A 25,275-nucleotide genomic window follows, 5' to 3' on the forward strand; every position below is an offset into this window, starting at 1 on the left:
CAGCCTTCGAACCGAGGTGGTTCCGGACGCGCGCAGGGTCCAGGATCGCCGCGGTGTCGGAAGTGCGAGACGGTGAGCGCGAAGCTCGTCGTGAAGCCGACGGTGGCCGTTGCCGGTGCTTCCCCGGTAGTCAGCCGGGTTTCGGATGGCTACACGACGCGCGAGGCTGCGACAGCCGCCACAGCCCGACGAGGAAGATCGGGTGATCACTGCTGGCTGCGAGGGTGAGTTTTGGCCCCACCTGGGAGCGGATTCTGGCTCCACATGTCGATCTCCGGCCGCTCCGATCGGGAACGAGTAGCGGCCCCGGCTTTGCCGGTCGAGCGGCAGGCAGCGGTTACAGTCGGCGACTGCTCGCCGGGAGGTTACCGATGAGGGCAGTGCGTCCGGATCTGTCGAGATGATGCGTTGCCCGGCCTGACGACCGTCGTTGGACGGCCACTGATCCCCGGCGTCCGCAGCATTCCACCTTTAAGATCCGCTGCATGTCGACCACCATCACCCGGTTCATCTGGCCGATCGGGGACGGTACCGTCCTGATTCCGCGCACGCCAGCGATCGCCACCGCCTATCACGCCCTGCTCGCCGCCAACCATGTCCGCCTGGCTGTCTGGTCACCCGGCTCCCAGGAGCCCACTCCGGAGACCACCCGCACCGCCTTGGAACGCTCCGGGCATGCCTGGCTCGACGGCACCCGCCTTCCGCTGGCGATTGGCGTTCCCGCCGACAACGGCCACCGCCTGGTCGGCGCGATGAATCTGGCCATCGACAGTTCCGCGAGAAGTGCCGAGGTGGGTTTCTGGATCGACGCCGCCGCAGAAGGCCAGGGACTGGTCACCCGGGCACTGAACGCCGTGCTCGGCCACGCCTTCGATGACCTCGGCCTGCACCGTGTCGAGATGCGGACCTTGACCACCAACGACCGCAGCCGGCGCTTGGCGGAACGTCTCGGCTTCACCCTTGAGGGCGTCCTGCGCGGGGCGGTTCAGTTCCCGGATGGTCACCGGGATGTGGCGGTGTACGCCGTACTCACCGACGAATTCGCCAAGCTGGCGTAACCGTAGCAATGCTCAACCGCCGCAACGCATGGTTCTGCCGCGATCCGGGCGCCAGTCCGTACGACCGGATCGCCGACCAGGAATCTCGGCCGTAACCGTGCGTAGCGTCGACATGCCGGTGATGGCTGCTGGCCCGGGTGGGGCCAGTTCTCGCTCGCAAGAATCCCCGAGGCGACAGCGTGGGGCCAGAGATGGGGGGTAGATGGGGCCATCGTTCACTAACAGAGCCACACTGCCCACGGGGAGTCTCGGCCTGATCTGGCGCAGGCCCGGCGTCTTCCAATCGGCGCGGCAGGGCCCGCGCCACCATGCGGGCGGCCCGTCTCGGTGTCAATGGGACGCCCGTCCCGGGAACTGTCGCATTGGCGGCCTGACAATCGACGCGGGCAACGTCGTGAACGTCGCGCATCACCGATGCCGCGTCGCCAGCGCTAGACACTGTCTCGAAGGCGCGGTGTGCCGGTGATCGAGAGCAAGGTCGCCGATAAACGCTGGCAGCTGCGGGCCGGGGCGGGCGCCGATGCGACGCCTGGTGGGGTGATCGGGCGAGGGCTTGTTGCGCTTGGCCTCGACCCGCTGGCACCTGCGGTTCAGCCCTGTTACCGCGAGCCGTCGCTGTGCGCGTCGGGAGGTTCGGGGTGGAAGAGGTCTTCGATCAGCTGGCGTGGCGTGACCGTCATGGGTGCACCGCCCGAGTCGAGACCGGGCGCGGGCAGGTCCCGCCATCCTGCGATCTGATCGCAGCTGCCGTCGGGTGTGGTGGCCCAGACCTCGGTGTCCGCCGGACGCCAGACGATCAGTCCGTCGGATCGGTGGGATATCTCGGCCTTCATCGCGTCAGGGCCGCGGAATGAAAGGATGACCGTGCTCCTCGCCGGGAACTGGTACATCATGCCCTCCGGTTCTATCCAGAGGTCGAATGGGTGGCTGTCCGGCGAGGCGGACACAGAGAGCTGAAACTCCACGCGGAGATCCTGCCATGCCTCACGACCTCCGCTCCGGCGAGGCGACGAATGTGCCGGTCCGTTGACGCCGGGTTACGGCAGAGCCCCGTCGAGCAGCCAGCGCGCGTAGAAGTGCTCAGCATCCGTGATGCGATCGAGCTGGTCGATGCCCTTGAGCGTGTCGGGGCGGCGCGGACGTTGCTCGCAGAGTCGCACCACCTCATCGGCGTTTCGCTCCAGCAGCGCCTGTTCGATCCGGCGGCAGTACGCGAGCCAGCTGGCAGATGCCGTCAATGCGACATGTTCGAGCGCCTGGCGTAGAGCCGCTCCGCACAGGTCCGCCGTCTCGACCGTGCGGATCGACCATCGGTCCGTCCACGGCATGCCGTCGGAGTGCTCAGGTGGCGGCCGAAGGCGTCCATGCCATCGAGCGTCGGACGCAGTCGGATGGCTGCGGAACCGCGCGTCGCCGAACTGGGCTTCGCGGAACCTCAACCATCGACTGGTCGATACTCCGACGTTCACGTAGAACATCGACTCGTTGATCCCACTGCCCATGGAACCCTGAATGTCCAGCAAGGTAGCGTCGCCGTACTCGTCGATCCTCCGGAATGTGCCGTGCGAGCGCACGAAGCCACGTTCACGTAGCGGTGGAGCGAGAATAGTCTTGATCATGTCGAGGTATGCACGTCGGACCAGGCGTTCCACCCGGCCGAGACTATCGGAGCTGCCATTACTCCACCGGTCCCGGACTCGAACACCTGATACGTTCGGCGCGGAGCAGAACTTGAGAACGGCACAGGTCGACTGCGGCGAACCGCAGCCCCCGCCCATCAGCACACCTCGCCTAGCATCTCGTCCAGGAACTGACCACGTGCCATGATCGCCTGCGTGACAGAGCGCGAGTGGGACACCCTGACAGCCATCGAGCGGGCATTCCTCGTCAACGCGATGGAGATGGACATTCTCCCAGGCGTATTCGGCGATCTCACAGAGGCCGAGCAGACTCTTCCACTGCATGACCTAGCCGATGTTCTGTTGTCGATCAAGGTCTGATCGAGGTCCGCCGGTATGCCAGCTGGGTAACCGACGACGGACGTGAAGGCCTGACTCCCGGTGACGTCGTCCCCCCGGCGGAGCTGATCCACGTCCTCGCGAACCCAACGAGCTGGGACTATCCAGAAGATTCCGCATGGGTCGGCGCACTGACCCTGGTCCGCACAGACGACGGCCTACACCTCTCTCGCCTGTCACCTGGAGAGCGCTTCAGGTGCGCAGGCCCTCCGCTGTGACGATGATGGCCTTGTCGAACCACGTTGCGGTGTGTTCGACGGAACGGGTCCAGACGGCGACACATTGCACCACTCGGGTGTGCCGTAGGCAGCCATAGCGGTACGGGAATCGATAACCTTCGGGGATCGTCATGGTGGCGGCCACGGCGCGGCCGGGCAGGCCGACCTCATTCGGCAGCTCGACGGCCGCATGACCGTCGGTCACCTGGTCCGCCTCCACATCCCGCTCGCATTCGTCCAGTAGGTCGAAGAGTTGCCGCAGTGCCTCGGTCGCGTCGGCTTCGCTGGTATAGACGACGGTCTCCTGGTTGACGTTGGCGAAGTCCTGCGGTTCGGCGTCGTCAGGAGTGCCGAAGGCGTGCACCACGGCAGCCAGGCGCCGGTCCAGCAGCGGCACCGGTCGGCCGCATACGACCCCGTCGTAGTCGAGTTTCTCGTCCGAGTGTTCAGGCATCTCCGCCAGCCCAGCCAGGCGCTGGGTGGCTGCGTACCGGTCCCGGAGTCCGTGTGCGGCACCGCCGTCGGTGGCTGAGGGGGCGAGCAGAGCCGGAGCCGATGTTGCCGGCGTCGACTCGCTGGTGGCCGTGGCGGGGCCGCAGGCGGCGATCAGGGCCAACGGGGTGAGGAACGCCAACGGAACGGCCAGACGTCGCAGCATGGCAGCGAGCATAGGCGACCGCCGACTACCTCGATCTTGGCGGCGGGTGCGGCTGTGGGCCGTCGGATGAACCCGGCAACGATCCTCCGAGTGGGGTCGGCGATGGAGTATGCCAGCCACCCTGACACCCATGGCGAACATCGACTCATGCATGTCAATATTGCTATGACTTGACTCCTACCTGCTGAGGGGCACGCGATGATCGCTTGGAGAAGAGGTGCGGCATGGGCCGCAGTGCTGACGCTGGCCTGGGGCGGGTTGGCCGTGGCGCCGGTCGCGGCCGGCCCGGTGTCGGACGCGCCGTCGAATCCGTGGCAGCGGCGGCACTGGCCGCAGACCCAGCCGTGGCAGCGGGCGCAGGTCCAGCCCCGGATGTTCGCGGCGGACGCGCCGCGACCGATCGACCCGCAGAACTTCGAGCAACCCGACACCATGACCTGGGACGACTACCGGTCCATCCCTGGTACGAACTGGGCGAACCCGGCGGTGCGCGGCTCGGTGCGTACCTTCAAGGGCGCGCTGGTGCTGGTGGACTACCCGAACCAGCCCTTCGTCGTCACCCGGCCGGCGGGCTCCACCATCTACGGCAATCCGACGGCCGTGCAGAACCTGCCGCGTGCGCAGGTCCCTCAGTTCTATAAGGACTTCCTCAACACGCCGAACCAGCTCAACCGCGGGCACACCATCCACGAGTACTGGATGGAGGACTCCGGCGGCCGGTACGGGATCGAACTCGGGGCGTTCGGCGTGTACCAGATGCCCGCCAAGAGCCACCAGTACGGCATCGAGAGCTTCCAGCGAGGCGCGGGCTGCCCGAGCGGTGATTCCTGCCAGCGTGACCTACGCACCGATGCCCGCGCCGCCTGGGTCGCCGCCGTCGGCAGTGCCGTGGTCGCCCAGTACGACTTCGTCTTCTATCTCAGCGCCGGGCAGGACGAGTCGTCGACCTGGCAGGAGTTCGGCGAGATGAAGTTCGCCACGAAGGCCGGCGTCACCGAGCCGTGGGGCCCGCCGGACGCCGGGCTGCCCAACTGGAACTACACCCGGTATGTCGAGTGGACCTCGTGGCAGGCGTCGGCCAACATCTGGCCCAACGCCGGCGGTGGCAGTTCGACCCAGGCCGAGAGCTCCGGCATGTCGGTGTACGCCCACGAGTTCAGCCACATCCTCGGGATCGCCGACAACTACAACAACCCGTACTCGACGCCGGCCCGGCGCGCCTACAGCGGGCCGTGGGAGATGCTCGATCGCGGAACGTTCAACGGACCGGGCGGGCCGCACAGCCGGTGGCTGATCCCGGCCACGGGAGGTGCCAGCATGGGCGCGCAGCACATGCTCCGCAACAAGATCAAGCTCGGGATCGTCGACGAGCGCAACGTGCTGCGGCTGTCCCGCAACGCACTGTCCCGCTCCGGGCTCGTGGTCGCGCGGGTCACCGCCCGCGCCGTGCAGCCCGGCACCACCGGGCTGACCGGCCTGAACGTGGCACTGGACGGTGGGGACCGCAGCCCCAGCTGCAGCGTCAGCACCGACCCGCGGTGTGACGGCGGCGGGTACAACAACTACACCATCGAGGTCGTGGACCGGATGGGCTTCGACTCGTTCACCCCCGACTCCGGCGTGCTGCTGGCCAAGACGAAGAACAGCGACACCGCTCCGTTCATCTGGACCGTCGACGCCAACCCGCAGGACATCGACCAGACCGACTTCGTACGGCCCGACGGCACCCCGCAGAAGATGACCATCGGCGACTACCGGCAGCTGTCCGACGCGCTGTTCCACGCCGGCACCGACTCGGGCAGCGAGTACGAGTACGTCGACCAGGCCAACCGGCTGCAGGTGTACGTGCTCGACATCCAGCGCGACGGCGCCGGGGTCCTGTCCTACACCGTCGCCGTACGCTCGCTCGACGGTGCGGGCCAGCACCAGCGCGGGGTGGCCGTGTCCCCGGCCACCGCGCCGTCGGCACCGGCCGACGGCTGGACCAGCTGCACGTTGTCAGTGCAGAACACCGGCCGGGCCGGGACCGTGCCCTCCGGCCACCCGGAGGACGTGACCTCCTACGTCGCCGCCGACGTGTACCGGATCTCGGCGACGACGACCAGCTCGGGATGGACGACCGCCCTGCCGTCGACCGTGGTCACGGCCAAGTTCGGCCAGACCGTGCCGGTGCAGGTCCACGCCAAGCGTGCGGCGGGTGCCGGATCGGCCGCCCAGATCCGGCTGACCGCGACCTCGGAGAGTGACCGGACGAAGTCGGCCACCGCGACCTGCACCATCGCCTAGGGCTCTCACGGTGAGCAGTGACGGCGGGAGCCGGCCGAGGCCGTCTCCCGCCGTTTCCGGCTCGGGCACCCACACTCGCCGGCCCGGCACGAACGCGTCGTGCGCGCGAGCCGCTTGAATGCGCCTTTTGTCCGGTTCGCCGAGTCTCGTCGGTACGGAGCGTCGGCTGTGGGTCATCCACTGAATCTCGGGTCCGTATGCTCCTGCTCTGCCCCGTTTCGCGACCCTGGCTATACGATTAGGGATCGAACCTCCCTGTATCAGACATCGACGTCGGCATCGCAGAGCCGGCCAGCGGCGGCCCCGGTTCGACACACTCACCGAGGCATCGGAGCAGACCATGGTTCCTGTACGGCACCTGACCGCGACCATCGACGGACAGCAGCTGTTCTACCGCGAAGCCGGACCGGCCGACGCACCGACGCTCGTGCTCCTGCACGGATTCCCGACCAGCTCGCACATGTTCCGCAACCTGATCCCGGCGCTGGCCGACCGCTACCACGTCATCGCACCCGACCACCTCGGCTACGGTGAGTCCGCCCAGCCCTCGGTCACCGAGTTCGACTACACCTTCGACGCCCTGGGCAACCTCACCGCAGGACTGCTCGACCACATCGGCGTCGGCAGATTCGCCATGTACGTACACGACTACGGCGCACCCATCGGCTGGCGCCTGGCCATGCGCGCACCGGACAGGGTCACCGCGATCGTCACCCAGAGCGGCAACGCCTACATGGAAGGCTTCGTCGAGCCATTCTGGAAGGACCTGTTCGCCTACGCCGCGAACCCCAACCCCGAAACCGAGCCCGGCGCGCGCAAGGTGCTCACCCTGGACGCCACCCGCTGGCAGTACCTCAACGGCGCGGCCGACCCCAGCCTGGTCAGCCCCGACAACTGGCTGCACGACCAGACACTGCTCGACCGCCCCGGCAACGACAAGATCCAGCTGAAGCTCTTCCACGACTACCCGACCAACATCGACGGCTACCCCGCCCTGCAGGAGTACTTCCGCAGCAGCCAGGTCCCGCTGCTGGCGGTCTGGGGCGGCAACGACGAGATCTTCGGCCCCGACGGCGCACGCGCGTTCCAGCGCGACCTACCCGACGCCGACATCCACCTGCTGGACGCGGGGCACTTCGCACTGGAGACCCACCTCGACGCCATCACCGGCTACATCCGCGGCTTCCTGGGCACACTGCCGGCCAAGGGCTGAACACACCGCTGTCAGGCCTCGGCCGCGCCGCCGCGGACCTGGGCCCGCAGGCGCTCCAGCTCCTCCTGCATCGGCCCGATGACCGCCCGCAGCTCCTCGGCCGAGTAACGGGGCGTGATGTGCTGCTGGCAGTTCCAGTCGAACGCCACGACGGTGACGGTCACCGCCCGCTCGACCTTCGCCCGGTAGCCCTCGACCGTCAGGGCCTGCGCCAGCGACGGGTCGTCGCGCACGTCGACGACGCTGGCGTGGCCGAACACCTTCAACCGCAGCTGTCGCGGATAGTCCATGAAGAAGACGCTCACCCGGTCGTCACCGGCGATGTTGCCGACGCTGATGTACTGCCGGTTGCCACGGAAGTCGGCCCAGCCGAGGGTGTGCTCGTCGAGGACCTTGACGAACCCGGGCGGCCCGCCCCGGAACTGCACGTACGGCCACCCGGTGTCGGAGGTGCTGGCCAGGTAGAAGCCGTCGCGCAGCTCGATGAAGTCAGCCTCGAACGCGGTGAGCGGATCCCGGGGCTCCCCGCCGCCAGGCACGCTGTCGCCGAGCCGCTGGGCTGCGGCCCGGCTGCCGTAGCGCTCCTGTGCCTGGCGGACGTGCCGGGTGAACGCGATCGAGGCGTAGCTCTCGCTCATTCCTCACTGTGGCATGCGGCGCCGGCCCCCAGGCCGAAGTCGGCGTTCAGCGCCCCGTCAGTCGAACAGCGCGCTTCTGACCAGGCGGGTCAGGTGCTCCTGCAGCTGCTGGGGGCTCATCTGAGCCACCGGCCCGACCCCGACGACGTACCGGCAGAACCTGACGCCGATGAGCACCGCGCTGCGCAGGACCGCCACCAGTGGATCGTCTCTGAAGCCGTGCTCCATGCGGTCGACGTAGGCGGCCGCGACCCGTTCGGGCAGTGTCCGCGGGCCGCCCTCGACGACGAGGTCGACGTCGCGGGTGCCGGGCATGGCCGCCAGGAACAGCTGCTCCTGCGATCTCCAGCCACAAAATGTTCACCTTGAGGGTTAAATGACCTTTATCTGACCTTCATTGTGATCATCAGAGGTATGGAGATGCAACCTGATCGAGGAAGTAGCCAGGCACAGCTCGGCGACAACGTCGGCCGAACAATGAAGCGGCAGACGCCGCGGACGGGGATTCGAGATGAGCAAGCAGCTTGAGGGCAAGACAGCCGTGGTGACCGGCGGAACGACCGGGATCGGGCTGGGCGCCGCGAAACGGCTCGCCGAGGAGGGAGCCCACGTGTTCCTGATCGGCCGCCGCAAGGAGCAGGTGGACGCGGCCGTGGCCGACATCGGCGCGGGCGCGACGGGCGTGGTCGGCGACGTCACCTCGCCCGGCGACCTTGACCGGCTGTACGCGGCCGTCAAGGCGCGCGGCCAAGGCCTGGACATCGTCTTCGCGAACGCCGGCGGCGGCGAGTTCGCCACGCTGGAGCAGGTCACCGAGAAGCACTTCGACGACACGTTCGGGCTGAACGTCAAGGCCCTGCTGTTCACGGTCCAGAAGGCGCTTCCCCTGCTCAACGAGGACGCCTCGGTGATCCTGAACGCGTCGACGGCGGCCACCCGGGGCGCCAAGGCCTTCGGTGTCTACGGCGCTTCCAAGGCCGCCGTGCGAGCCCTGGCACGTACCTGGGCAACCGAGCTCGCGGAACGGAAGGTGCGGGTCAACGCGATCAGCCCCGGGCCCATCGAGACGCCCGGCATCACCGGCCTGGCCCCGAACGAGGCCGCCGCGAAGGAGCTCAAGGACGAGTTCGCCAAGTCGCTGCCGCTGGGCCGCATGGGCCGCCCCGAAGAGGTGGGAAACGTCGTGGTGTTCCTGGCCTCCGGAGCGAGCAGCTTCATGACGGGCGGCGACGTGTTCGTCGACGGCGGGCTCAACCAGGTCTGAAAGCGCCGGGTGACTACGCCGTTCAGGCGGAGCTGGGCCGCGAGTCCGACTCCGCCTGAACGGCGTAGTCGGACTCGAAATTTTCATCAGAGACCCATCCGTTCCGGCACGGCCTCCGAATCCCCGGTGAAGTCGGACTCACCGGAGTCCGCACGCAACGGCCGTCCTGGTTTCCGGCCGGAGACGCCACCGGACCTCACCGTCGACGGCGCCCGCCGGTCCTACCCGGCGGGCCCTCTCCCGCAAAGGCCTCCACCATGCCGATCAGCACACCCGCAGTCGTCAGGTACGCCCTCGCCGGCGTGCTGTCCGCAGCGGCCGGACTGGCCGCGGCCGAACTCTGCGCGGCGATCGTGCGCCCGGAGGCCTCACCGCTGATCGGTATCGGTTCAGCGGTGATCGACGCGACCCCGACACCGGTCAAGGAGTACGCGGTCCGCACCTTCGGCACCTACGACAAGCCGCTGCTGCTGTCGTCCATCGCCGTGATCGTGATCATCGCCGCGGCCGCGGTAGGCGTGCTGGCCAGGCGCAGACCCAGGCTCGCACAGGCCGCGGCCGCGGGACTCGGCCTGCTCGGCGCGGCCGCGGTCCTCACCCGGCCGGCGGCCGAGCCGTCAGACGCCCTGCCGTCGCTCGTCGCGGCCGTCGTGGCCGCCTTCGCTCTCGGCGCCCTCATCACCCGGATGCCGGCCTCCCCCGGTCCGGCCGCGCCGGTCGGTGCGAGCACTGGCACCGTGGAGCCGACCGCGCCGTCCGGACGCCGCCGCCTGCTCATCACCGCCCTGGCCATCGCCGGCGGGTCGATGGCAACCGGCGCCCTGAGCGCCGTCATCCGCGGCCTCGTGTCAGGCTCCTCCGAACAATCCCGCGCGGCGATCAACCTGCCCGCCCCGGCGCAACCGGCCGGCCCCCGCAACACCAGCCCAGGCTTCTACACCCCCGTCGCCGACTTCTACCGCGTCGACACCGCCCTGACCGTCCCCCGCATCGACGCCGCGCAGTGGCGGCTGCGCATCCACGGCATGGTCGACAGGCCCGTCACCATCGACTTCGACCAGCTGCTCGATCTCGGGCTCATCGAACGCGACATCACCCTCAACTGCGTCTCCAACGAAGTCGGCGGCCCGTACATCGGCACCACCCGCTGGCTCGGCGTGCCCCTGGCGCCGCTGCTCCGCCAGGCAGGCATCCACCCCGGGGCCGACCAGCTCGTGGCCCGCTCCGTCGACGGCATGACCCTCGGCATCCCCACCCAGACCGTGCTCGACGGACGCGACGCGATGCTCGCCGTCGGCATGGACGGACAACCACTGCCGCCCGCCAACGGCTTCCCGGTACGGATGCTGACCCCCGGCGTCTACGGCTACGCCGGCTCCTGCAAATGGATCACCGAGATCGAACTGGCCCGCTTCGCCGACTTCGACGCCTACTGGGTCCGCCGCGGCTGGGCCCGCCAAGCCCCCGTCAAGACCGCCTCGCGCATCGACCGGCCCGGTGCCTTCGCGAAGGTCGCCGCCGGCACGGTCACCGTCGCGGGCGTGGCCTGGGCGCAGGGCCGCGGCATCCGCACCGTCGAACTTCAGGTCGACGACGGCCCGTGGGAACCCGTCGAGCTGCTGCCCACCGAGGGTAAGGACACCTGGGTCCAGTGGCGGCACCCCTGGCGGGCCACCCCCGGCGGCCACAGCCTGCGGGTACGCGCCACCGACGGCACCGGCCAGACACAGCCTGAACAACGTGCGGCCCCGTTCCCCGACGGTGCCACCGGCTGGCACACCCTGGCAGTCACCGTCGCCTAGCCGCTCCCGTCTCGGTCGGCGTCGCCCCACCCGGCAGTGCCCGCGCGGGGGCAGGGCGCCGGCAGCGACGATCACCGGGGCGTCGTCGCTGCCGGCGCGGTCGGTCAGGCGCGACCGGCCGTGTAGAGCGCGCCGACCTGTGTCGCAGTCAGGGGGCGGTCGTACGCCCGGATGTCGTCGATGGCGCCGTTGACGAAGTCGACCCGTCCGAGCGACGTCGCCGCACCGAGGATCATCGTCCCGCTGACGCTGACACCCGTGGGTGCCGCCGCCGTACCGACCGCGGCGCCGTTGATGTAAAGGGTGATGGTGGCGTTGGCGGCGTTGTAGACCCCGGTGAGGTGGGTCCAGACCCCCATCTGCGCGGGTGTCGGCGCGATGACTTCGGCGAACTGCCAGCTGGTGCTGTTGGCGTTGTTGATGATCGAGAAGTGCCAGCTTCCTGACGGCATCATCTGCAGGTAGAAGGCACTGTACTGGCTGCCTTCCTGCGCGACGAGAGTCTGGTACCAGCTGTTCAGCGCGGTGGGCTTCATCCAGCCGGCCACGGTGAAACTCTTGCTGGTGTCCAGCACCGGGCCGCCCGTCGTGGCATGGCCGGTGGTGCCGTTCAGGGTGAGCACGCCACTGCCCTGGGTGCCGCCCCCGGATACCGTCGCGGTGGCGCCGCGTCCGGTGCCGTCGGCCAGCGTGCCGCCGGTGCCGTTCATGTTCCAGGAGGCGACGGGGCTGGTGCCGGTCGGCGCCGGCGGCAACGGGCGCAGGTAGAAGTACTGGTCGGCTGAGCCGTTGCAGCCCCACTGGATCGCCGCCGCCCCGGCCGCCATGCTGACAGCCGAGATGCCGATGCACTTACCCGACATGTTCGACAGGAGCTGGACGACGATGTCGCCCGCCTGCGGGACGCCCGGCACGCTGGTGAAACCGGAGTGGTACCTCATCTCCCACGATTCGTTGACCTGACCGGCGGTGCAGGAACTGCTGATGATCGGGCGTCCATCGTCTCCGAGGCCCCCGGAGACGTTGAGGCACTTGCCCGGATCGTGCACAGGCCGCAGCCGGACGTAGGCCGCCCCCCGCTCCTCCAGGGTGAACTGCTCGTTGAGTTCCGCGGCCGAGCAGGGCTGCTGTGAGGTGGCCGAGTGTTCGACCGTACTGCCGCCGGTGACCGACAGGCACATTCCCGAGTGCTTGGCGACGAGTTGGTAGCGGGTGGTGGCGTCGCGTTTGACCGAGCCGGTGCCGGCCGGGCCGAGTGCTCCCTGCCACTTGAGGGTGCGGGTCTGGAACGTGGTGCCGGCGGCGGAGTTGCCGGTGGCGGTGAACATCCACACCCGCTGCTGGTGCGGGCCGCAGCAGCCGTACTCGTAGATCAGGTCCTCCTTGCCGTCGCCGGTGAGGTCGACCATCGACAGCAGCGCCGCGGAGGAGGGCGCGCACCAGTACTGCGTGCCCGACGTGACGAACTGCTGGCGGTGCGGCTCGAACACGAACACGTCGGTCTGCTGCTGCGGGTTGTAGACGTACTTGGGCGTGAAGGTGTAGATGCCCATCTGGCAGCCGGCGAGGTCGTACGTCGCCACGACGCCGTCCAGGCCGTAGCCCAGGGCGTAGGAGCCGACGGTGTACTTGGCGTTGGCCGAGCACCATCCGCCGGTGTTGTTGGAGTCCCAGATCGACACGCCGGGGCCGAAGGTGGTCAGGTTCTGGTTGGCGTGCAGGTACATGGCGGTGCGGCAGCCGCCGTGGTCGTAGGCCTCCATGATGTCGGCGCCGGGGTTCTTGTCGAAGTCGCCGATCAGCAGGGTGATGTTGGACAGCACCGACTGGGCGTCGGCGGCGAGCCAGTTCGTGGCGTTGGCGAAGAGGACCTCGTCGTTGTTGGGGTTGGTGTCGCCGTGGGCGTCGACCGAGGCGAGCATGGTTTTGAGCATCCAGCGGGTGCTGTCGATGGCCTGGCCGAAGACGAGGTCGTCCTTGCCGTCGGCGTTGACGTCGCCGGCGACGGGTTTGATCGACGCCAGGGCGTAGGGCAGGGTTTTGACCTGGATGTCGGCGAGCATGTCGCCGGTCGGGATGTTGCCGGTCGAGCGCAGCAGCGACACCGTGGTGCTGCTCGGGCCCACGTTCTTGAACGCGGCGAAGTCCTGCTTGCCGTCGCCGTTGAAGTCGCCGCGCACGACCTTGGTGTCGGCGTCGGTGTAGGAGTTGGTGGTCATCAGCGACACCGGCTCCAGCAGGCTGCCATCGGCCCTGCCCGAGTACTGGTAGAACATGGCTTTGCCGTTGCCCAGGTCACGGAACCCGGACAGGTCCGCGGTCCCGTCGCCGTTGACGTCGTCCTTCCTGCGCGGCTGCGCCAGGAGTTGCCCGTTGCCGTCGACCATGCCGGTGGCGTCGAAGAACACCTGCATACTGGCCAGCTTGGAACTGGCGATACTGCCGTTGGCCGCGAACGCCCGCACGTACAGCATCGAGTCACCCGCCGGGACGTTGCCGCCGTCGACCTCCCACGGGGTCACCATCACCGTGGCCGACCCGTCAGGCCCGGCAGGCACACTCACACTGCTGTCACCGACCCGGTCGGGGTGGAAGCCGTAGCTGTAACGCAGCACCTCCCCGCCGTCACCGGCACCCGGCCGCAACGTCACCGGGGTGCTACGCCCGAAGTTCAGCACCGGCCACAACTCGCCGTCACCGTTCGCGTCGACCATCGGCACACCCTCGATCACCGGGGCGTTGTCCAGCGACGTCGCGTCATACTGGATCTCACACGGCGGGCTCCAGCCCGACACGTCGACGACCGACGCGTCCGGTGCCAGATCCACCGCACGGGCCCGATAGGTGTAAACGGTATTCACCGCCAGGGCCTGGCCGCCCGGCACGGTGACGTTCAGGTAGCTGTTACGCGCCCCGACCGTGGACTCCACCAGCGGCCGCGCACTGCCGCCCAGCGGCGTGATCTCGACCTGAAGCCTGACGTTCTGGGCGTCCTCATCACCGACATAGGCCGAGAACGTCGGGGTCAGCGTGTTGAGGTAGAGCCGCATACCGGCACCGGTGCGGCAGGTCGGGTCGCCCTGGGCCTTGACGTCGGAGACCGTCGGCACCCGGTTGTAGCTCAGCTTGATGTGCGGGGTCATGCCGCCCTCGGCGGAGGAGAACTTCTTCCACGACCCGATGTTCCAGTTGTCCGACATGATCACGATACTGGCCGAGTCGCCACGGGCGTTGAACGTGTCGTCGATCGCGGCCGCGACGTCGACGTCGATCCAGCCCGCCGCGCAGCTGCTGTTCCAGCCCTTGGAGTCGGTCGACGAGCCAGCCGCCTCCATGTGCGTGGGCTCGTTGTTCCACTGCACCCACCCGGCGACGTGAGTGGTACGCGCCGCCTTCCAGGTCGTCGCGGTGCAGTTGTGCGACCACGTCTGCCACAGGTTCAGCTGCGCCGAGTGGATTTTCGCCCCGCCGAACGCGGTCAACCCGTCAAACCGCAGGTAACTGCGCGCGTAACACTGGCAGCCGTCGTTGGTGTAGCCGACCTTCAACTCCGTCTTCGACTGGTTGTCCGACAGGTCGATCGTGTTCTGCACGAACTCGTCGAACCCGACCCCGTGATCGACCTCGATACCCGGATCCACGACCACCGGATACCTCGTCGCGGGATCGTTGAGCCACGCCAGATCCGGAGCCAGCCGCACATCCCGACCGACCGTCCGGCCACCGCTCTCGACCTCGGCCACATCCACCGCGACCTTCGCCTGGCGCTTACGCTCACCGCGCGCGTCCAGACCTTGCGCGTCCCACATCAGCGCGACCGGCATCCGCGCCACCACACCCTGCGCGCCGCGGAACTCACCCGAGCCGTCCGGCTTGGCCACGAACGACGCCTTGCCCGCCTTCAGGGGCGCCCGCAGGCCCGCCACCCGGGCCGCCGCCGCGCGGTCCTTCACGATGAAGAACTGCTCGAAACCCGTCGGCCGCGCCTCGACCACCAGATCGATACCGGCCGCCACCTCGGGATAGGTCGCCTTCGCGCCCTCGAGCACCGGCTCCGGCAGAACGCCGCTCCACCCGAAACCCAGACGCTCACCCCCGGCGCTCAGCGTCGCCAGGTCATGCTCACCGGCACCGGCCTTACCCGAGATCACCAGATCATGCGGGTGCACCTTCGGCGCCACCGTGCCATCAGCACGACGCTCCAGCGTGAAGTCGTAATCCAGCCACCGGCCATCACGCTGCAGCCGCACCGGACCAGCCGAGATCTCAGCGGTCTCACTGCCGTCCGGCTGCGCCCACACCCGCGTGGTCGCCGACGTCAACACCGGGATCTCCATCGCCCGGCCCATCTCCCGAGCAGATCGCCGCGCGGCGGCAATGCCGGCTGCGGCGACGTCGGCGCGACTGGCCGGCTTGGCAGCCACCGGCGTCACAGCGGTGACGGGAGCGGCTTCGGCCGGCGCCGCGGCGATAATGCTCGCCGAGCCGGCGATAAGAAGTGCTGCGGCTGCGGCCGCCTGTCTCCAGGCAGCACGAACCGCAGATGCGGGACGCATCATGATGGTGTTCCCCCGTTGATAATGGATGTTGGCAGTGAAGGTATGGAGATCCGTCAACACCGTCAAGAGGCCGGTCCCAACTGCTGGCCGATCGGCCCGACACTGGCTGACCGGACAGCCGACACTGGCGGTTCAGCCGCCGGATCGGCACCCCGCGGATGATCCTTTGAGGTGCCGTCACGTAATGCGCCACATCAGACCGATCCGCGCCGGTTCGGCCACGCCCAACCGACAACCGATCCCGGCGACGAACCAGCTGTCATCACCGCTGCTGTGGTCACATGGCAAACATGCGCCGGCTGTCCGATCCCTCCGCCACCGCGGAACGTGACGCGCTGCTCGCGGCGGCCCCTGACATCGCCGGCCGCGCCTGCGGGTGACCCGGACGAGCTGCGACGACGGCCGCCTACCCGGCCGGGCGCAGTAGCGCGAGGATGCCGGTGTGGTGGGCGCTGGAGCGGGCGCAGGCCAGTGCCACACTGCACGGCAGGTGGCGGCCGCACGAGCAGCATCCATACAACGAGGGCCGGTGTCCGGCGAGCACGGCATGGGCGGCGGCCACCTGCTTGCGGGCGGTCTCGACGGCACCGGAATACTCGGCCACGGCTGGCTCCTCTCGATCTAAGGGACCACCGCAATCTATGCAACAGCGCGTACGCGGCGTCGCACTCCGTGTGAGTCACAGCGCCCGGACATCGACATCAGCGCATCCGGGTGGGCCGGGCACCCAGCGGTGCCCGGCCCAGTCCCCGGTCCTCGCGGTTACCCGGACTCAGCTCGTCGCCCAGACGCCCCCGCTCAGCGCGACCGGATCGCCGTTGATCGGGACGCCGGTGGCGGCGCTGGCGTTGAACGCCGTCCAACTGCCGTTCGCGACGAAGAACTGCCGCAGGTGGCCGTTGGTGTCCCGCGCCCAGACCGCACCGCTGTCCGGGCTCGGGCTGCCCGTGATGTTCACCCCGGTCGCCGCGCTGACGTCGAATGCCGTCCAGCTGCCGTTCGCGACGAAGAACTGCCGCAGGTGGCCGTTGGTGTCACGGGCGAACAGCCCGCCGGGCCCGGGGGCCGGGTCGCCGGTGATGTTCACCCCGGTCGCCGCGCTCAGGTCGAACGCCGTCCAGCTCCCGTTCGCGACATAGAACTGCCGCAGATGACTGCCCGCGTCACGCACCCACACCACACCGTCCGCAGGAACCGGATCACCTGCCACCTGGACCCCCGTCGCAGCACTGGCGTTGAACGCCGTCCAGCCGCCGGCGACGTAGAACTGGCGCAGCTGGCCGTTGACGTCACGCGCCCACAGCCCGCCCGCTCCCGGAGCCGCGTCACCGGCGACGTTCACCCCGGTCGCCGCGCTCAGGTCGAACGCCGTCCAGCTCCCGTTCGCGACATAGAACTGCCGCAGATGACTGCCCGCGTCGCGCACCCACACCACACCGTCCGCAGGAACCGGGTCTCCCGCCACCTGCACCCCCGTCGCAGCACTGGCGTTGAACGCCGTCCAGCCGCCGCCGGCGACATAGAACTGGCGCAGCTGGCCGTTGGTGTCGCGCGCCCACAGGCCACCGGCCCCGGAGGCGGGGCTGCCGGCGACTGATACGCCGGTGGCGGCGCTGAGGTCGAAGGCGGTCCAGCTGCCGTTGGCCACGTAGAACTGCCGCAGGTGCCCGCCGGCCCCGACGTCGCGCAGGTGGATGAAGTTGTCCGGCCAGGTCGGCGAGGTCCGGGCGATGCGCAGCCGCCGGGTGACGTTGCTGCCGTAGCTGTCGTCGGTGATCTCGATGTAGTCGGCGTGCACGACCTCGACGTAGGCGACATGCCCGAGCCCGCTGTTCCACTGGGCGATGGCGCCGGTGACAGGGGTCTGGTCGACGAGCGCCCCGCCGGACGCGGCGCGGGTGTCCCACGCGTTGGCGTTGTCGTTCCAGCCTGGATCGGCCAGGCCGTTGGCAGCGAGGCGGTAGGCCGCGTAGAGAGTGCAGTTGTGGCGGCCGTAGGAGTTGACACTCGCCGCTGCGGCGTACCGGGCGCCGGGCCAGCCCGTGTTCTGGCCGCTGTAGCCGCCGCCCGTGCACGCGTAGCCCGGATGCGGTGCGCAGACCACGGTCACGCCGCTCGAACCGGTGCCCGGAATGGGGTGGGTGGTGTTCGACACCGCGGCATGCGATGCGACCGCCGGCAGAAGCGCCACGGTGCTCGCGGTGGCGAAGGTCAGCACCGCGAGCCGCAGCATGCGGGTGGCCCGGTGTGTTCTGGAGTAGAGCACGGGATCTCCTTGTGTTCGGGTGGGCGGGGATGGGATGGGGTCAGCGGCCGACCGGGGTGAGGCGGTTGCCTTCCCACGCGGTGGCGATGTGCCATGGGCGGGCGAGGGTCACGCCGCCGGTGGTGCCGTACCAGACGTTCATGTCGAGCATCCCGCCGTCGTGGCGGTAGAACGTCGCCAGATCCGGGCGGCCGTCACCGTTCAGATCGCCCACGCCCGCGGGCATGATCCGGGCCGCGTCCCAGCCCGACGCGGTCCAGGCTCCGGTGGGGCCACTCACTCCCCCGGTCTGGCCGTGCCAGATCCACAGGTTGGCCTCGTTGCCGTCGTAGCGGTAGAACGCGGCCACGTCGGCGCGGCCGTCGCCGTTGAAGTCACCGACCCCGGCGGGCGTGAGCCGCTGACCCTCCCAGGCTGTCGGGATGTGCCACGGCCGGGCGAGGGTGACCCCGCCGGTGGTGCCGTACCAGACGTTCATGTCGAGCATCCCGCCGTCGTGGCGGTAGAACGTCGCCAGATCCGGGCGGCCGTCACCGTTCAGATCACCCACGCCCGCGGGCATGATCCGCGTCGCGTCCCAGCCCGACGCGGTCCAGGCGATCACCGGCGCGCTCATCGCGCGGCCCGGCTGGCCGTACCAGATCCACAGGTTGACCTGGTTGCCGTCGTAGCGGTAGAACGCGGCCACATCGGCGCGGCCGTCGCCGTTGAAGTCACCGACTCCGGCGGGCGTGAGCCGCTGACCCTCCCAGGCAGCGTCGACGTGCCACGGCCGGCCTAGGGTGAAACCGCCGGCGGTGCCGTACCAGACGTTCATGTCGAGCATCCCGCCGTCGTGGCGGTAGAACGTGGCCAGGTCCGCCGAACCGTCACCGTCGAGGTCACCCTTGCCTGCCGGCATGATCCGGGTCGCGTCCCAGCCCGACGCCGTCCACGACCCGACGGGATCGCTGACGCCGCCCGGCTGCCCGTGCCATGTCCACAGGTTCACCTGGTCGCCGTCGTAGCGGTAGAAGGCGCTGACGTCGGTCGCGGTCACCGGGTCGACGACAACCACGTCACGAAGGTGGATGAAGTTGTCCGGCCAGGTCGGCGAGGTCCGGGCGATGCGCAGCCGCCGGGTGACGTTGCTGCCGTAGCTGTCGTCGGTGATCTCGATGTAGTCGGGGTGAACGACCTCGACGTAGGCGACATGCCCGTACCCGCTGTTCCACTGGGCGATGGCGCCCACGGCGGGGTTCTGGTCGACGAGAGTTCCGGGGGCGCGGGTGTCCCACGCGTTGGCGTTGTCGTTCCAGCCCGGATCGGCCAGCCCGTTGGCGGCGAGCCGGTAGGCGGCATACAGGGTGCAGTTGTGGTAGCCGTGGCTGTTGGCACTCGCGATGCCCGCACCGTAGCGGGCGCCGGGCCAGCCCGCGCTCTGTCCGCCGTACCCGCCGGACGTACAGGAATAGGCCTGGTCAGGACCACACAGGACGGTCACTCCGGCGGAGCCGCCGCCTGGGATCGGGTGCGTCGACGATGACGCGCCCGCGTGGGCCGGCGCGGCGGGCAGGGCCACCGCGGCCAGCAGCAGCGCCAACACGGTGGCGCGCAGCGTGGCCGCGGCGCGGACGGGGAAAGGCGATGGGGCCTGCGGGGCGGCTGGAACTCGGTCGAACTTCATGGTCACTGCCTTCTGACGTCGGGGTGGAGCGCGACGTCTGAAGTACAGCGGCCGAGCCGTGCCGCGGCACGACCCTCGATCAGGGGTCAACGCTCGGGTCGGCCGCACGGGACCGGTACTCGCCGACTTCGCTCGCCGTGATCAGCCCGTCCTCGATCGCGCGCGCGAGCAGCGCCGCCTTCGTGGGGCTCGGCCGTCCCGCCTTGGCATATTTGATCCGCACCCGGTCGATGTACTGCGTGGCGGTGTGTACGGAGATGCCCATGCGCAGCGCCACCGAGGCTTTCGACATGCCCTGGAACCACAGCAGGAGGGCGTCGAGTTCGCGTTCGGACAGTTGTGGACGGCTGCCGCGGGTGTCGGCCCACATCGCCCCGGCGACCGACGGTGTGACGTAGGGACGGTCCGCGGCGGCTGCGGCCATCGTCTCGACGAAGTGCGCGGCTCCCTCGTGTTTGGCGAGGTAGGCGTATGCCCCGCGGTCGAGCACGGCCAGGATGGTGTGCTCGTCGGTGTCGTGGGTGAACACGACGATCCGGCGGCCGGCGGCGCTCAGGTCCGCGACGCGGTCGAGCATCAGGACACCGCCCAGATTCAGGTCGAGGACCAGCACGTCGGCGTCGCCGCCGGGTCCGGCGAGAACGGCGTCGGGGTCTGATCCGCAGGCGACGACTCGCACCCGCTGCAGCGGGTCGCGGCTGATCCACGACTGGATGCCTTCCAGCACCACCGGGTGGTCGTCGATCAGTGCGACGTCGACGCGGCGTGCCAGGTGCTCCGCAGGCATGTCAGGTCCCCTTCCCGATGGCAGTCGACGGTCACCGCCTGACCGGCCCGGGTGAGGACGCCGGGGTCGGCGTCTGCGTCGGCGACGACCCCGACGCTCACCCTGCCGTGCCCGGCGGCCACCGAGATCCGGGCGGCCGTGCGGGCCGCGGCGATCACATGCAGCGGCCCGTCGACCAGTGCTCGGCGTATCTGGGCTGGCAGCGGCGGGACGGTGCCGACTGCGTCCAGGTCGATCGACACTCCGCGCCGTTCGGCGATGTCTGCTGAGGCGCGCAGCTCGTGCAGCAGCGGCTGCGGCACGTCGTCGTGTTCGGCCAGCAGCCGGCGCAGCCGGGCAGCCTCGATCGCGGCTCGTCGCCGGACCGCAGGGTCGGCCGGGTCGGCGCTACCCGCAGCCACGGCGGCGAGCAGTTCGCTCGCGGTGCGCGCGCTGGTCTGGTAGCGGCTCTGGCGGGAGTGGTGCACAAGCTGCCCGGCGGCCTCGTGCGCGGCGATCCGATGGCGCTCGGCCGCGGCGGCCGCGGCGCGGGTCGCCTCGAACTCCAGCCGACGTGCTCCGAAGGCGAGCACCACCTGCAGCGCGGCGGTGCCGTACAGGATCATGCCCCACCGGGCGACGTCGAGCTGCTGTACGCCGGCGGTGGCCGCCACAGTGAGGATCATCAGTACGCCGTTGACGGCCAGCAGGGCCAGCAGGTGGCCCAGCGGACGGCGCCACAGCAGGAGCTGGGCGAACCAGCCGACGGTGCCCCAGGACCAGTTGCCGAAACTGAAGGCGAGGTCGGGCGGGCTCATGGCGGTGACGGCGGGTGTGCCGACCAGGAGCAGACCCAGTCCGGCCGCGGTCGACCAGGCGGGCACGTCGCGGCCCGCCATCCGCAGCGCCGCGACCACTCCGACGAGGGCGTACGCAGCCCAGACCACCGTGCCGACGACGTTGCCGCCGGGGCGGTAGGCGTGCCAGTTGGTCAGCAGGGCGGTGAGGTCGTTGCCGACGTGCCAGCCACCGGCGACGAGGCAGGCGGCGACGGCGGTGCCGCGGGCGTACCGCGTCGCGACGACGGCGGCGGCGGGGTCACTCATGGGGCCACTCGAACGTCCAGCGAGTTCCTTCGCCGGTAGCCGATGCGAGGTGAACGCGGCAGCCGACGGCGTCGAGTCGGCCCGTGATGGAGTTCCGCACACCGTAGCGGTGCGGGCCGACCGTGGTGAGGTCGAAACCCGCTCCGTGGTCGGCGACGTGGACGATCACGCGACCAGGTGGCGCCTCGACCCGTACCTCGACGTCGGGGACGCCCGCGTGGCGGCTCACGTTCACCAGTGCCTCGCCGACGGCGCAGCACAGCGCTTCGGCGACGTCACCGGGCACGGTGCACGCGGCGGATGCCAGCCGCACCCGCAGTTCCGGCGGCGCCTGGTCCACGACGGCGGCGAGCCGTTCCGGCAGTGACACCGCGCCGATTTCCGGTTTCGTGGCCGGACCGCTCAGCGCGCGTACGTCGGAGGCGGACCGCTGGCGCACGACCGCGGCGAACGGTGTGGTGTCGACCGCGGCGATCGTGGTCAGGGTGGCCAGAGCAGTGTCGTGCAGGAGGCTGAGCTGGCGCAGCTCGTCACCGCGGCGGGCCTGCTCGATCGCGGCGGCTCGGGCGTCGGCCTGGGCTGCGGCGAGGGTCACGTCCGCGTCCCGTCCGGCGCGGCGGACCAGTCCCATGACTGTCGCGATCAGCAGCACCTGCGCCACTGCCACGGCGCCCGCGCCGAGGGCCGGCACGCCGGCGAGCCGCAGGCCGAGGGCGAACACGGCCGCCAGTGTCAGGCCGACCGGGACCGACACCTGCCAGGGCCAGACGAAACAGATGCCGAGCAGGCAGGTCGTCAGGAGGACCTGCACCCAGCTCGCGCCTGCGGTGACCTGTTGCAGCGGCACGAGTTGCCCGATGTTCAGGCAGGTCGCCGCAGTGATGAGTGTGTCAGCGCAGGTCAGTGCACCCGTCAGGCCGGTGCGCAGCGCGGTGTACGCGTATGCCGAGGTCCAGGCGGCCACCAGTGCCAGGACGGTCAGCGACGTCGCGGCGCTGACCGGGGCCACTAGGGTCAGCGGGACCAGGGTGACGGCCACGGCCATGAGGCCCAGCCTTGCCCAGGCGGCGAGCCGTGCGGTGGTGGCCCGCAGCGGCGGCGCGGAGGTGCCGACCGTCGCTGCGCCCATGATCCTGCCACCCTCTGCCGCCCTCGAACGTGGTGGCCCTCAGCAGCTCAGGCCATGGCATGCGCACGATATCGAGCTGTTCGGAGGGTCGCCATCGATCGATGAGCCGGCCCGGCGGATTGGCCCGAACGGCCTAACCCATCGGGGCACCGCACGGGCTGCCCCGTTCCCGTCCACGGCAGTCCGTACGCAGCTCAAATACTATGATCGCCTACTCGACGGGTGGCCGGTCGTCGCAGCCCTCGACGAGGTAGGTGGAGTAGCCTGCCTTGATGCCCCAGTCGAGGACCACGCCCTGGCAGTTGGTGGTGTGGCCGCCCTGCAGCTGGGTGCGGGCGGCGTCGGCGTAGTAGAGCCAGCCGCACTTGGTGTTCGCGGCGCACTGGCCGTAGGCGAGGGCGGGCGAGGCGGGGGCGATGCCGAACCCCAGCGCGGCCACCGCCGCGGCGATCATCAGTCGACGAACCATGCGGTCGATACTCATCAATGAATGCGCGCTCACGCAAGGCCGGGATCCACCGCCCAGGTGCTGTCCTCGGTGAACCCCGCGGGTGCGTCGAAGGGCTGGCCACCGCCGGGAACGGCGATGTGGACCGCGGACGCGTAGTGGCGCAGTCGCCGGTCGGGGAAGTTGTGCGAGCGCAGCGCCACCTCTCCCAGCCCGACGGGCACGGGGCAGAAGGTGGCGTCGGCGCGCAGCAGTGCCGACCCGTCGTCGGGGGCCAGCCGCACCCGGTAGCCCGCGTGGCGCAGGTACTCCCCCGGCAGCCCGGCGGCCTCGAACGATACGCAGGACGGGTCGGCCAGGCCCGGGCGCACGATCAATGTCGCGTCACGACGGTCCGCCAGCGGGCTGCCGGAACCGATCGGCGCGATCACGGCCAGCCGGTCCTGGTGGCGCAGCCGCCGGTCGGCCTGGCCGGGTGTGGTCGCCCGCAACGACACGCTGTCGCCGGGCCGCAGCGGCGGGGTGAGCGCGGCCGGGATCACCCGCTGCGCGGGCGAGCCGTTGCAGTCCCACAACTGCAGGCGGGTGCCGTTGCCGGTCGCACCGCCGGGCGAGTCCAGGCAGCGGCCGGAGCGCGGGTGGACCAGGGTCCCGTCGGGGCGGCGCAGCCACTGCTGGTTGGGCAGCTGGTTGCAGGACCAGATCTGCAGCGGAGTGCCGTTGCCGGTGGCGGCACCGGGCACGTCGAGGCAGCGGCCGTTGACCGTGAGCGAGCCGTCCGGACGCCAGGTCCACCGCTGTACGGCGGCGGTGTTGCAGGTCCACAGCTGCACCGCTTCGCCGTCGGCGTCGCCGCCTGCGGCCGCGTCCACGCAGGTGCCGCCGACGGCGCTCAGGGCGCCGGTCTGCGCGACCGCCGGGGGCAGCAGCGCGGCGGCGGCGTGGGCACGGCATACGCCGTCGGTGCCGGGTTCGGTGGTGACCTGGGCCAGGCCGTTGCCGTCGAGCGGGACCAGGGTGGGACTGTAGTGGGGGCATACGCCGGTGGCGGCCGCGGGCACGCCGAGCGGGGCGGGCAGCACGTTCCAGCCGTCCAGTGCCGGGTTCGCGGTCAGCAGCGCCACGCCGTTGACCGCGGCGGTCGAGCCGTCGGCGTTGCGGATCTGCTGCGCCACCAGCAGCACCCGGCCGGACGCGGCGACCGCCAGGGTCGGTGTCGCCACCAGGTAGCGGCCGTCTGCGGTGCGGGCCAGCGGGCCGAGGTCGGCGGGGTCGCCCCAGTTCCAGCCGTCGGGTGAGGTGCGGTGGCGTACGGCGCAGTCGAACTGGCCGCCGTAGCCGCAGACCTCGTACGCCATCAGGTAGCTTCCGCCGGGCAGCCGCCGTACGGAGGGCATGCCGGGCCGGTGGCCCGCGGCGGTGCCGGTGACGGTCCAGGTGCGCTGACCCCACTGCCTGCCGTCGGTGGTGAGCACGCGGGCCAGCAGCTGGCTGTGGCCGGGTTGGCTCTCGTCGGCGAAGTGCAGCACCAGGCGTCCTGAGGCATCGACGGCGAACTCCGGCTCCCACAGGCCTCCGCTGTTCGCGGACTCGACCGCCGTCGACAGGTAGGTCCAGCTGCGGCCGAGGTCGCCGCTGTGCCAAACGCGCAGCGACATGCGCCGGGTGCCGCCGCCGTCCTGACCGATGCTGCCCGCCCACAGCAGTGTGCCCGCGGGCAGCGCACCGAGCTGGCGGGGCAGTTCGAACAGAGTGGTGCAGCACAGCCCCGCGCGGGCGGCGGTGTCGGCGACGGTGCCGACCCGGCGGTAGGTGACGCCGCCGTCGGTGCTCTCGCTGATCGCGCCCACCGGGCCGCCGGGCGGGAAGCCGGTGGTGGTCAGCAGCAGGCGGCCGTTGGCGGTGCCGCTGTGGGCCAGGCGGACAGCGCGCGGGTACATGGCCGCGTCGGGGCTGACCGGGGTTCCGCCGACGGCGGCGGCCGGGCTCGGTGGTGTGGCGGCCAGTCCCGTGGCGGCGAGCAGCGCTGCGGTCAGGATGGCGAGTGGTCGCCGGAGCATGGCGGCTCCCTTCAGGACGATTCCGGGACTGGGAGCGCTCCCGGATGGACGGAAGCGTAGGGCATCGACGACCGTCGACCACATGTCTTTCGCAAACCCACCAGGCCGCTCCGTCGGCCC

The 25,275-nt window shown here is 70.0% G+C and carries 20 protein-coding genes; 6 read left to right on the forward strand and 14 right to left on the reverse strand.

The genetic code is table 11. The annotated features are described in order from the left end of the window. Positions 1–485: 485 nt before the first annotated feature. Positions 486–1,058 (forward strand): GNAT family N-acetyltransferase, encoded by a 573-nt coding sequence (locus tag HAV40_RS04540; RefSeq protein ID WP_166379234.1) that lies wholly within the window; start codon positions 486–488, stop codon positions 1,056–1,058. Between the two features lie 599 nt (positions 1,059–1,657). Here the strand turns inward: HAV40_RS04540 and HAV40_RS04545 are convergent. Beyond that, a complete protein-coding gene (locus tag HAV40_RS04545) occupies positions 1,658–2,023 on the reverse strand; it encodes a hypothetical protein (protein WP_166379236.1) in 366 nt (121 codons plus the stop codon). A 72-nt stretch (positions 2,024–2,095) separates the two neighbouring features. Beyond that, positions 2,096–2,710, reverse strand: coding sequence for a DUF4304 domain-containing protein (locus tag HAV40_RS04550; RefSeq protein WP_166379238.1), 615 nt, complete (start codon positions 2,708–2,710; stop codon positions 2,096–2,098). A 183-nt stretch (positions 2,711–2,893) separates the two neighbouring features. Here HAV40_RS04550 and HAV40_RS04555 point away from each other — a divergent pair, with 183 nt between their 5' ends. Continuing rightward, positions 2,894–3,058, forward strand: coding sequence for a hypothetical protein (locus HAV40_RS04555; protein WP_166379240.1), 165 nt, complete (start codon positions 2,894–2,896; stop codon positions 3,056–3,058). Positions 3,059–3,268: 210 nt separating this feature from the next. On the opposite strand, the gene HAV40_RS04560 is transcribed toward HAV40_RS04555, so the two are convergent. Next, the gene (locus HAV40_RS04560) at positions 3,269–3,952 is read right to left on the reverse strand and encodes a subtilase-type protease inhibitor (protein WP_166379242.1); all 684 of its coding nucleotides are present in this window, start codon (positions 3,950–3,952) and stop codon (positions 3,269–3,271) included. A 198-nt stretch (positions 3,953–4,150) separates the two neighbouring features. On the opposite strand from HAV40_RS04560, the gene HAV40_RS04565 reads away from it, so the two are divergent. Both HAV40_RS04565 and HAV40_RS04570 read left to right on the forward strand, forming a co-directional pair. Continuing rightward, the gene (locus HAV40_RS04565; RefSeq protein ID WP_166379244.1) at positions 4,151–6,238 is read left to right on the forward strand and encodes a M6 family metalloprotease domain-containing protein; all 2,088 of its coding nucleotides are present in this window, start codon (positions 4,151–4,153) and stop codon (positions 6,236–6,238) included. Positions 6,239–6,578: 340 nt separating this feature from the next. Then, positions 6,579–7,451, forward strand: a complete 873-nt coding sequence (locus HAV40_RS04570) for an alpha/beta fold hydrolase (RefSeq protein ID WP_166379246.1) — start codon at positions 6,579–6,581, stop codon at positions 7,449–7,451. 11 nt (positions 7,452–7,462) lie between these two features. Here the strand turns inward: HAV40_RS04570 and HAV40_RS04575 are convergent, their stop codons facing one another. Both HAV40_RS04575 and HAV40_RS04580 read right to left on the reverse strand, forming a co-directional pair. Then, a complete protein-coding gene (locus tag HAV40_RS04575) occupies positions 7,463–8,089 on the reverse strand; it encodes a pyridoxamine 5'-phosphate oxidase family protein (RefSeq protein ID WP_166379248.1) in 627 nt (208 codons plus the stop codon). Between the two features lie 57 nt (positions 8,090–8,146). Next, positions 8,147–8,404 (reverse strand): hypothetical protein, encoded by a 258-nt coding sequence (locus HAV40_RS04580; protein ID WP_166379250.1) that lies wholly within the window; start codon positions 8,402–8,404, stop codon positions 8,147–8,149. Positions 8,405–8,600: 196 nt separating this feature from the next. Between HAV40_RS04580 and HAV40_RS04585 the strand changes: the two genes are divergently transcribed. Together HAV40_RS04585 and HAV40_RS04590 are read left to right on the forward strand one after the other, a co-directional pair. Beyond that, positions 8,601–9,353, forward strand: coding sequence for an SDR family NAD(P)-dependent oxidoreductase (locus HAV40_RS04585; protein WP_166379252.1), 753 nt, complete (start codon positions 8,601–8,603; stop codon positions 9,351–9,353). A gap of 257 nt (positions 9,354–9,610) precedes the next feature. After that, entirely contained in the window at positions 9,611–11,155 is a 1,545-nt protein-coding gene (locus HAV40_RS04590; RefSeq protein ID WP_166379254.1) for a molybdopterin-dependent oxidoreductase, read from the forward strand. Between the two features lie 104 nt (positions 11,156–11,259). On the opposite strand, the gene HAV40_RS04595 is transcribed toward HAV40_RS04590, so the two are convergent. The 9 genes from HAV40_RS04595 to HAV40_RS04635 all read right to left on the reverse strand — a co-directional run bounded on the left by HAV40_RS04595 (position 11,260) and on the right by HAV40_RS04635 (position 25,155). Next, positions 11,260–15,504 carry a LamG-like jellyroll fold domain-containing protein gene (locus HAV40_RS04595; RefSeq protein ID WP_166379256.1) on the reverse strand — a complete coding sequence of 1,415 codons (4,245 nt, stop codon included), beginning with the start codon at positions 15,502–15,504 and terminating at the stop codon, positions 11,260–11,262. A 616-nt stretch (positions 15,505–16,120) separates the two neighbouring features. Next, a complete protein-coding gene (locus tag HAV40_RS04600) occupies positions 16,121–16,318 on the reverse strand; it encodes a hypothetical protein (protein WP_166379258.1) in 198 nt (65 codons plus the stop codon). A gap of 168 nt (positions 16,319–16,486) precedes the next feature. Then, positions 16,487–17,980, reverse strand: coding sequence for a CHAP domain-containing protein (locus tag HAV40_RS04605; protein WP_166379260.1), 1,494 nt, complete (start codon positions 17,978–17,980; stop codon positions 16,487–16,489). Between the two features lie 40 nt (positions 17,981–18,020). Further along, positions 18,021–19,646, reverse strand: a complete 1,626-nt coding sequence (locus tag HAV40_RS04610; RefSeq protein WP_166379262.1) for an FG-GAP-like repeat-containing protein — start codon at positions 19,644–19,646, stop codon at positions 18,021–18,023. Positions 19,647–19,725: 79 nt separating this feature from the next. Beyond that, positions 19,726–20,433: a response regulator transcription factor gene (locus tag HAV40_RS04615; protein WP_166379264.1), complete on the reverse strand. Its 708-nt coding sequence runs from the start codon at positions 20,431–20,433 to the stop codon at positions 19,726–19,728. Then, a complete protein-coding gene (locus tag HAV40_RS04620; protein ID WP_166379266.1) occupies positions 20,391–21,518 on the reverse strand; it encodes a hypothetical protein in 1,128 nt (375 codons plus the stop codon). Before HAV40_RS04620 ends, HAV40_RS04615 begins: the two co-directional genes overlap by 43 nt. Continuing rightward, positions 21,511–22,647: a sensor histidine kinase gene (locus HAV40_RS04625; protein ID WP_166379268.1), complete on the reverse strand. Its 1,137-nt coding sequence runs from the start codon at positions 22,645–22,647 to the stop codon at positions 21,511–21,513. The genes HAV40_RS04620 and HAV40_RS04625 overlap by 8 nt, the downstream gene beginning before the upstream one ends. Before the next feature lie 211 nt (positions 22,648–22,858). After that, positions 22,859–23,116 (reverse strand): DUF6289 family protein, encoded by a 258-nt coding sequence (locus HAV40_RS04630; RefSeq protein WP_166379270.1) that lies wholly within the window; start codon positions 23,114–23,116, stop codon positions 22,859–22,861. 29 nt (positions 23,117–23,145) lie between these two features. Beyond that, positions 23,146–25,155, reverse strand: coding sequence for an AbfB domain-containing protein (locus tag HAV40_RS04635; RefSeq protein WP_166379272.1), 2,010 nt, complete (start codon positions 25,153–25,155; stop codon positions 23,146–23,148). Between the last annotated feature and the right edge of the window lie 120 nt (positions 25,156–25,275).

This window comes from Catellatospora methionotrophica (assembly GCF_011297335.1).
GTDB lineage: Bacteria > Actinomycetota > Actinomycetes > Mycobacteriales > Micromonosporaceae > Catellatospora > Catellatospora methionotrophica.

Bases quoted from the DNA above. Each gene is read 5' to 3' on its own strand.
- HAV40_RS04575 (WP_166379248.1), bottom strand. From the start codon at position 8,089: ATGAGCGAGAGCTACGCCTCGATCGCGTTCACCCGGCACGTCCGCCAG.
- HAV40_RS04595 (WP_166379256.1), bottom strand. From the start codon at position 15,504: ATGGGCCGGGCGATGGAGATCCCGGTGTTGACGTCGGCGACCACGCGG.
- HAV40_RS04615 (WP_166379264.1), bottom strand. From the start codon at position 20,433: ATGCCTGCGGAGCACCTGGCACGCCGCGTCGACGTCGCACTGATCGAC.
- HAV40_RS04560 (WP_166379242.1), bottom strand. From the start codon at position 3,952: ATGCTGCGACGTCTGGCCGTTCCGTTGGCGTTCCTCACCCCGTTGGCC.
- HAV40_RS04610 (WP_166379262.1), bottom strand. From the start codon at position 19,646: ATGAAGTTCGACCGAGTTCCAGCCGCCCCGCAGGCCCCATCGCCTTTC.
- HAV40_RS04570 (WP_166379246.1), top strand. From the start codon at position 6,579: ATGGTTCCTGTACGGCACCTGACCGCGACCATCGACGGACAGCAGCTG.
- HAV40_RS04625 (WP_166379268.1), bottom strand. From the start codon at position 22,647: ATGGGCGCAGCGACGGTCGGCACCTCCGCGCCGCCGCTGCGGGCCACC.
- HAV40_RS04590 (WP_166379254.1), top strand. From the start codon at position 9,611: ATGCCGATCAGCACACCCGCAGTCGTCAGGTACGCCCTCGCCGGCGTG.
- HAV40_RS04620 (WP_166379266.1), bottom strand. From the start codon at position 21,518: ATGAGTGACCCCGCCGCCGCCGTCGTCGCGACGCGGTACGCCCGCGGC.
- HAV40_RS04565 (WP_166379244.1), top strand. From the start codon at position 4,151: ATGATCGCTTGGAGAAGAGGTGCGGCATGGGCCGCAGTGCTGACGCTG.
- HAV40_RS04630 (WP_166379270.1), bottom strand. From the start codon at position 23,116: ATGGTTCGTCGACTGATGATCGCCGCGGCGGTGGCCGCGCTGGGGTTC.
- HAV40_RS04540 (WP_166379234.1), top strand. From the start codon at position 486: ATGTCGACCACCATCACCCGGTTCATCTGGCCGATCGGGGACGGTACC.
- HAV40_RS04585 (WP_166379252.1), top strand. From the start codon at position 8,601: ATGAGCAAGCAGCTTGAGGGCAAGACAGCCGTGGTGACCGGCGGAACG.
- HAV40_RS04635 (WP_166379272.1), bottom strand. From the start codon at position 25,155: ATGCTCCGGCGACCACTCGCCATCCTGACCGCAGCGCTGCTCGCCGCC.
- HAV40_RS04580 (WP_166379250.1), bottom strand. From the start codon at position 8,404: ATGCCCGGCACCCGCGACGTCGACCTCGTCGTCGAGGGCGGCCCGCGG.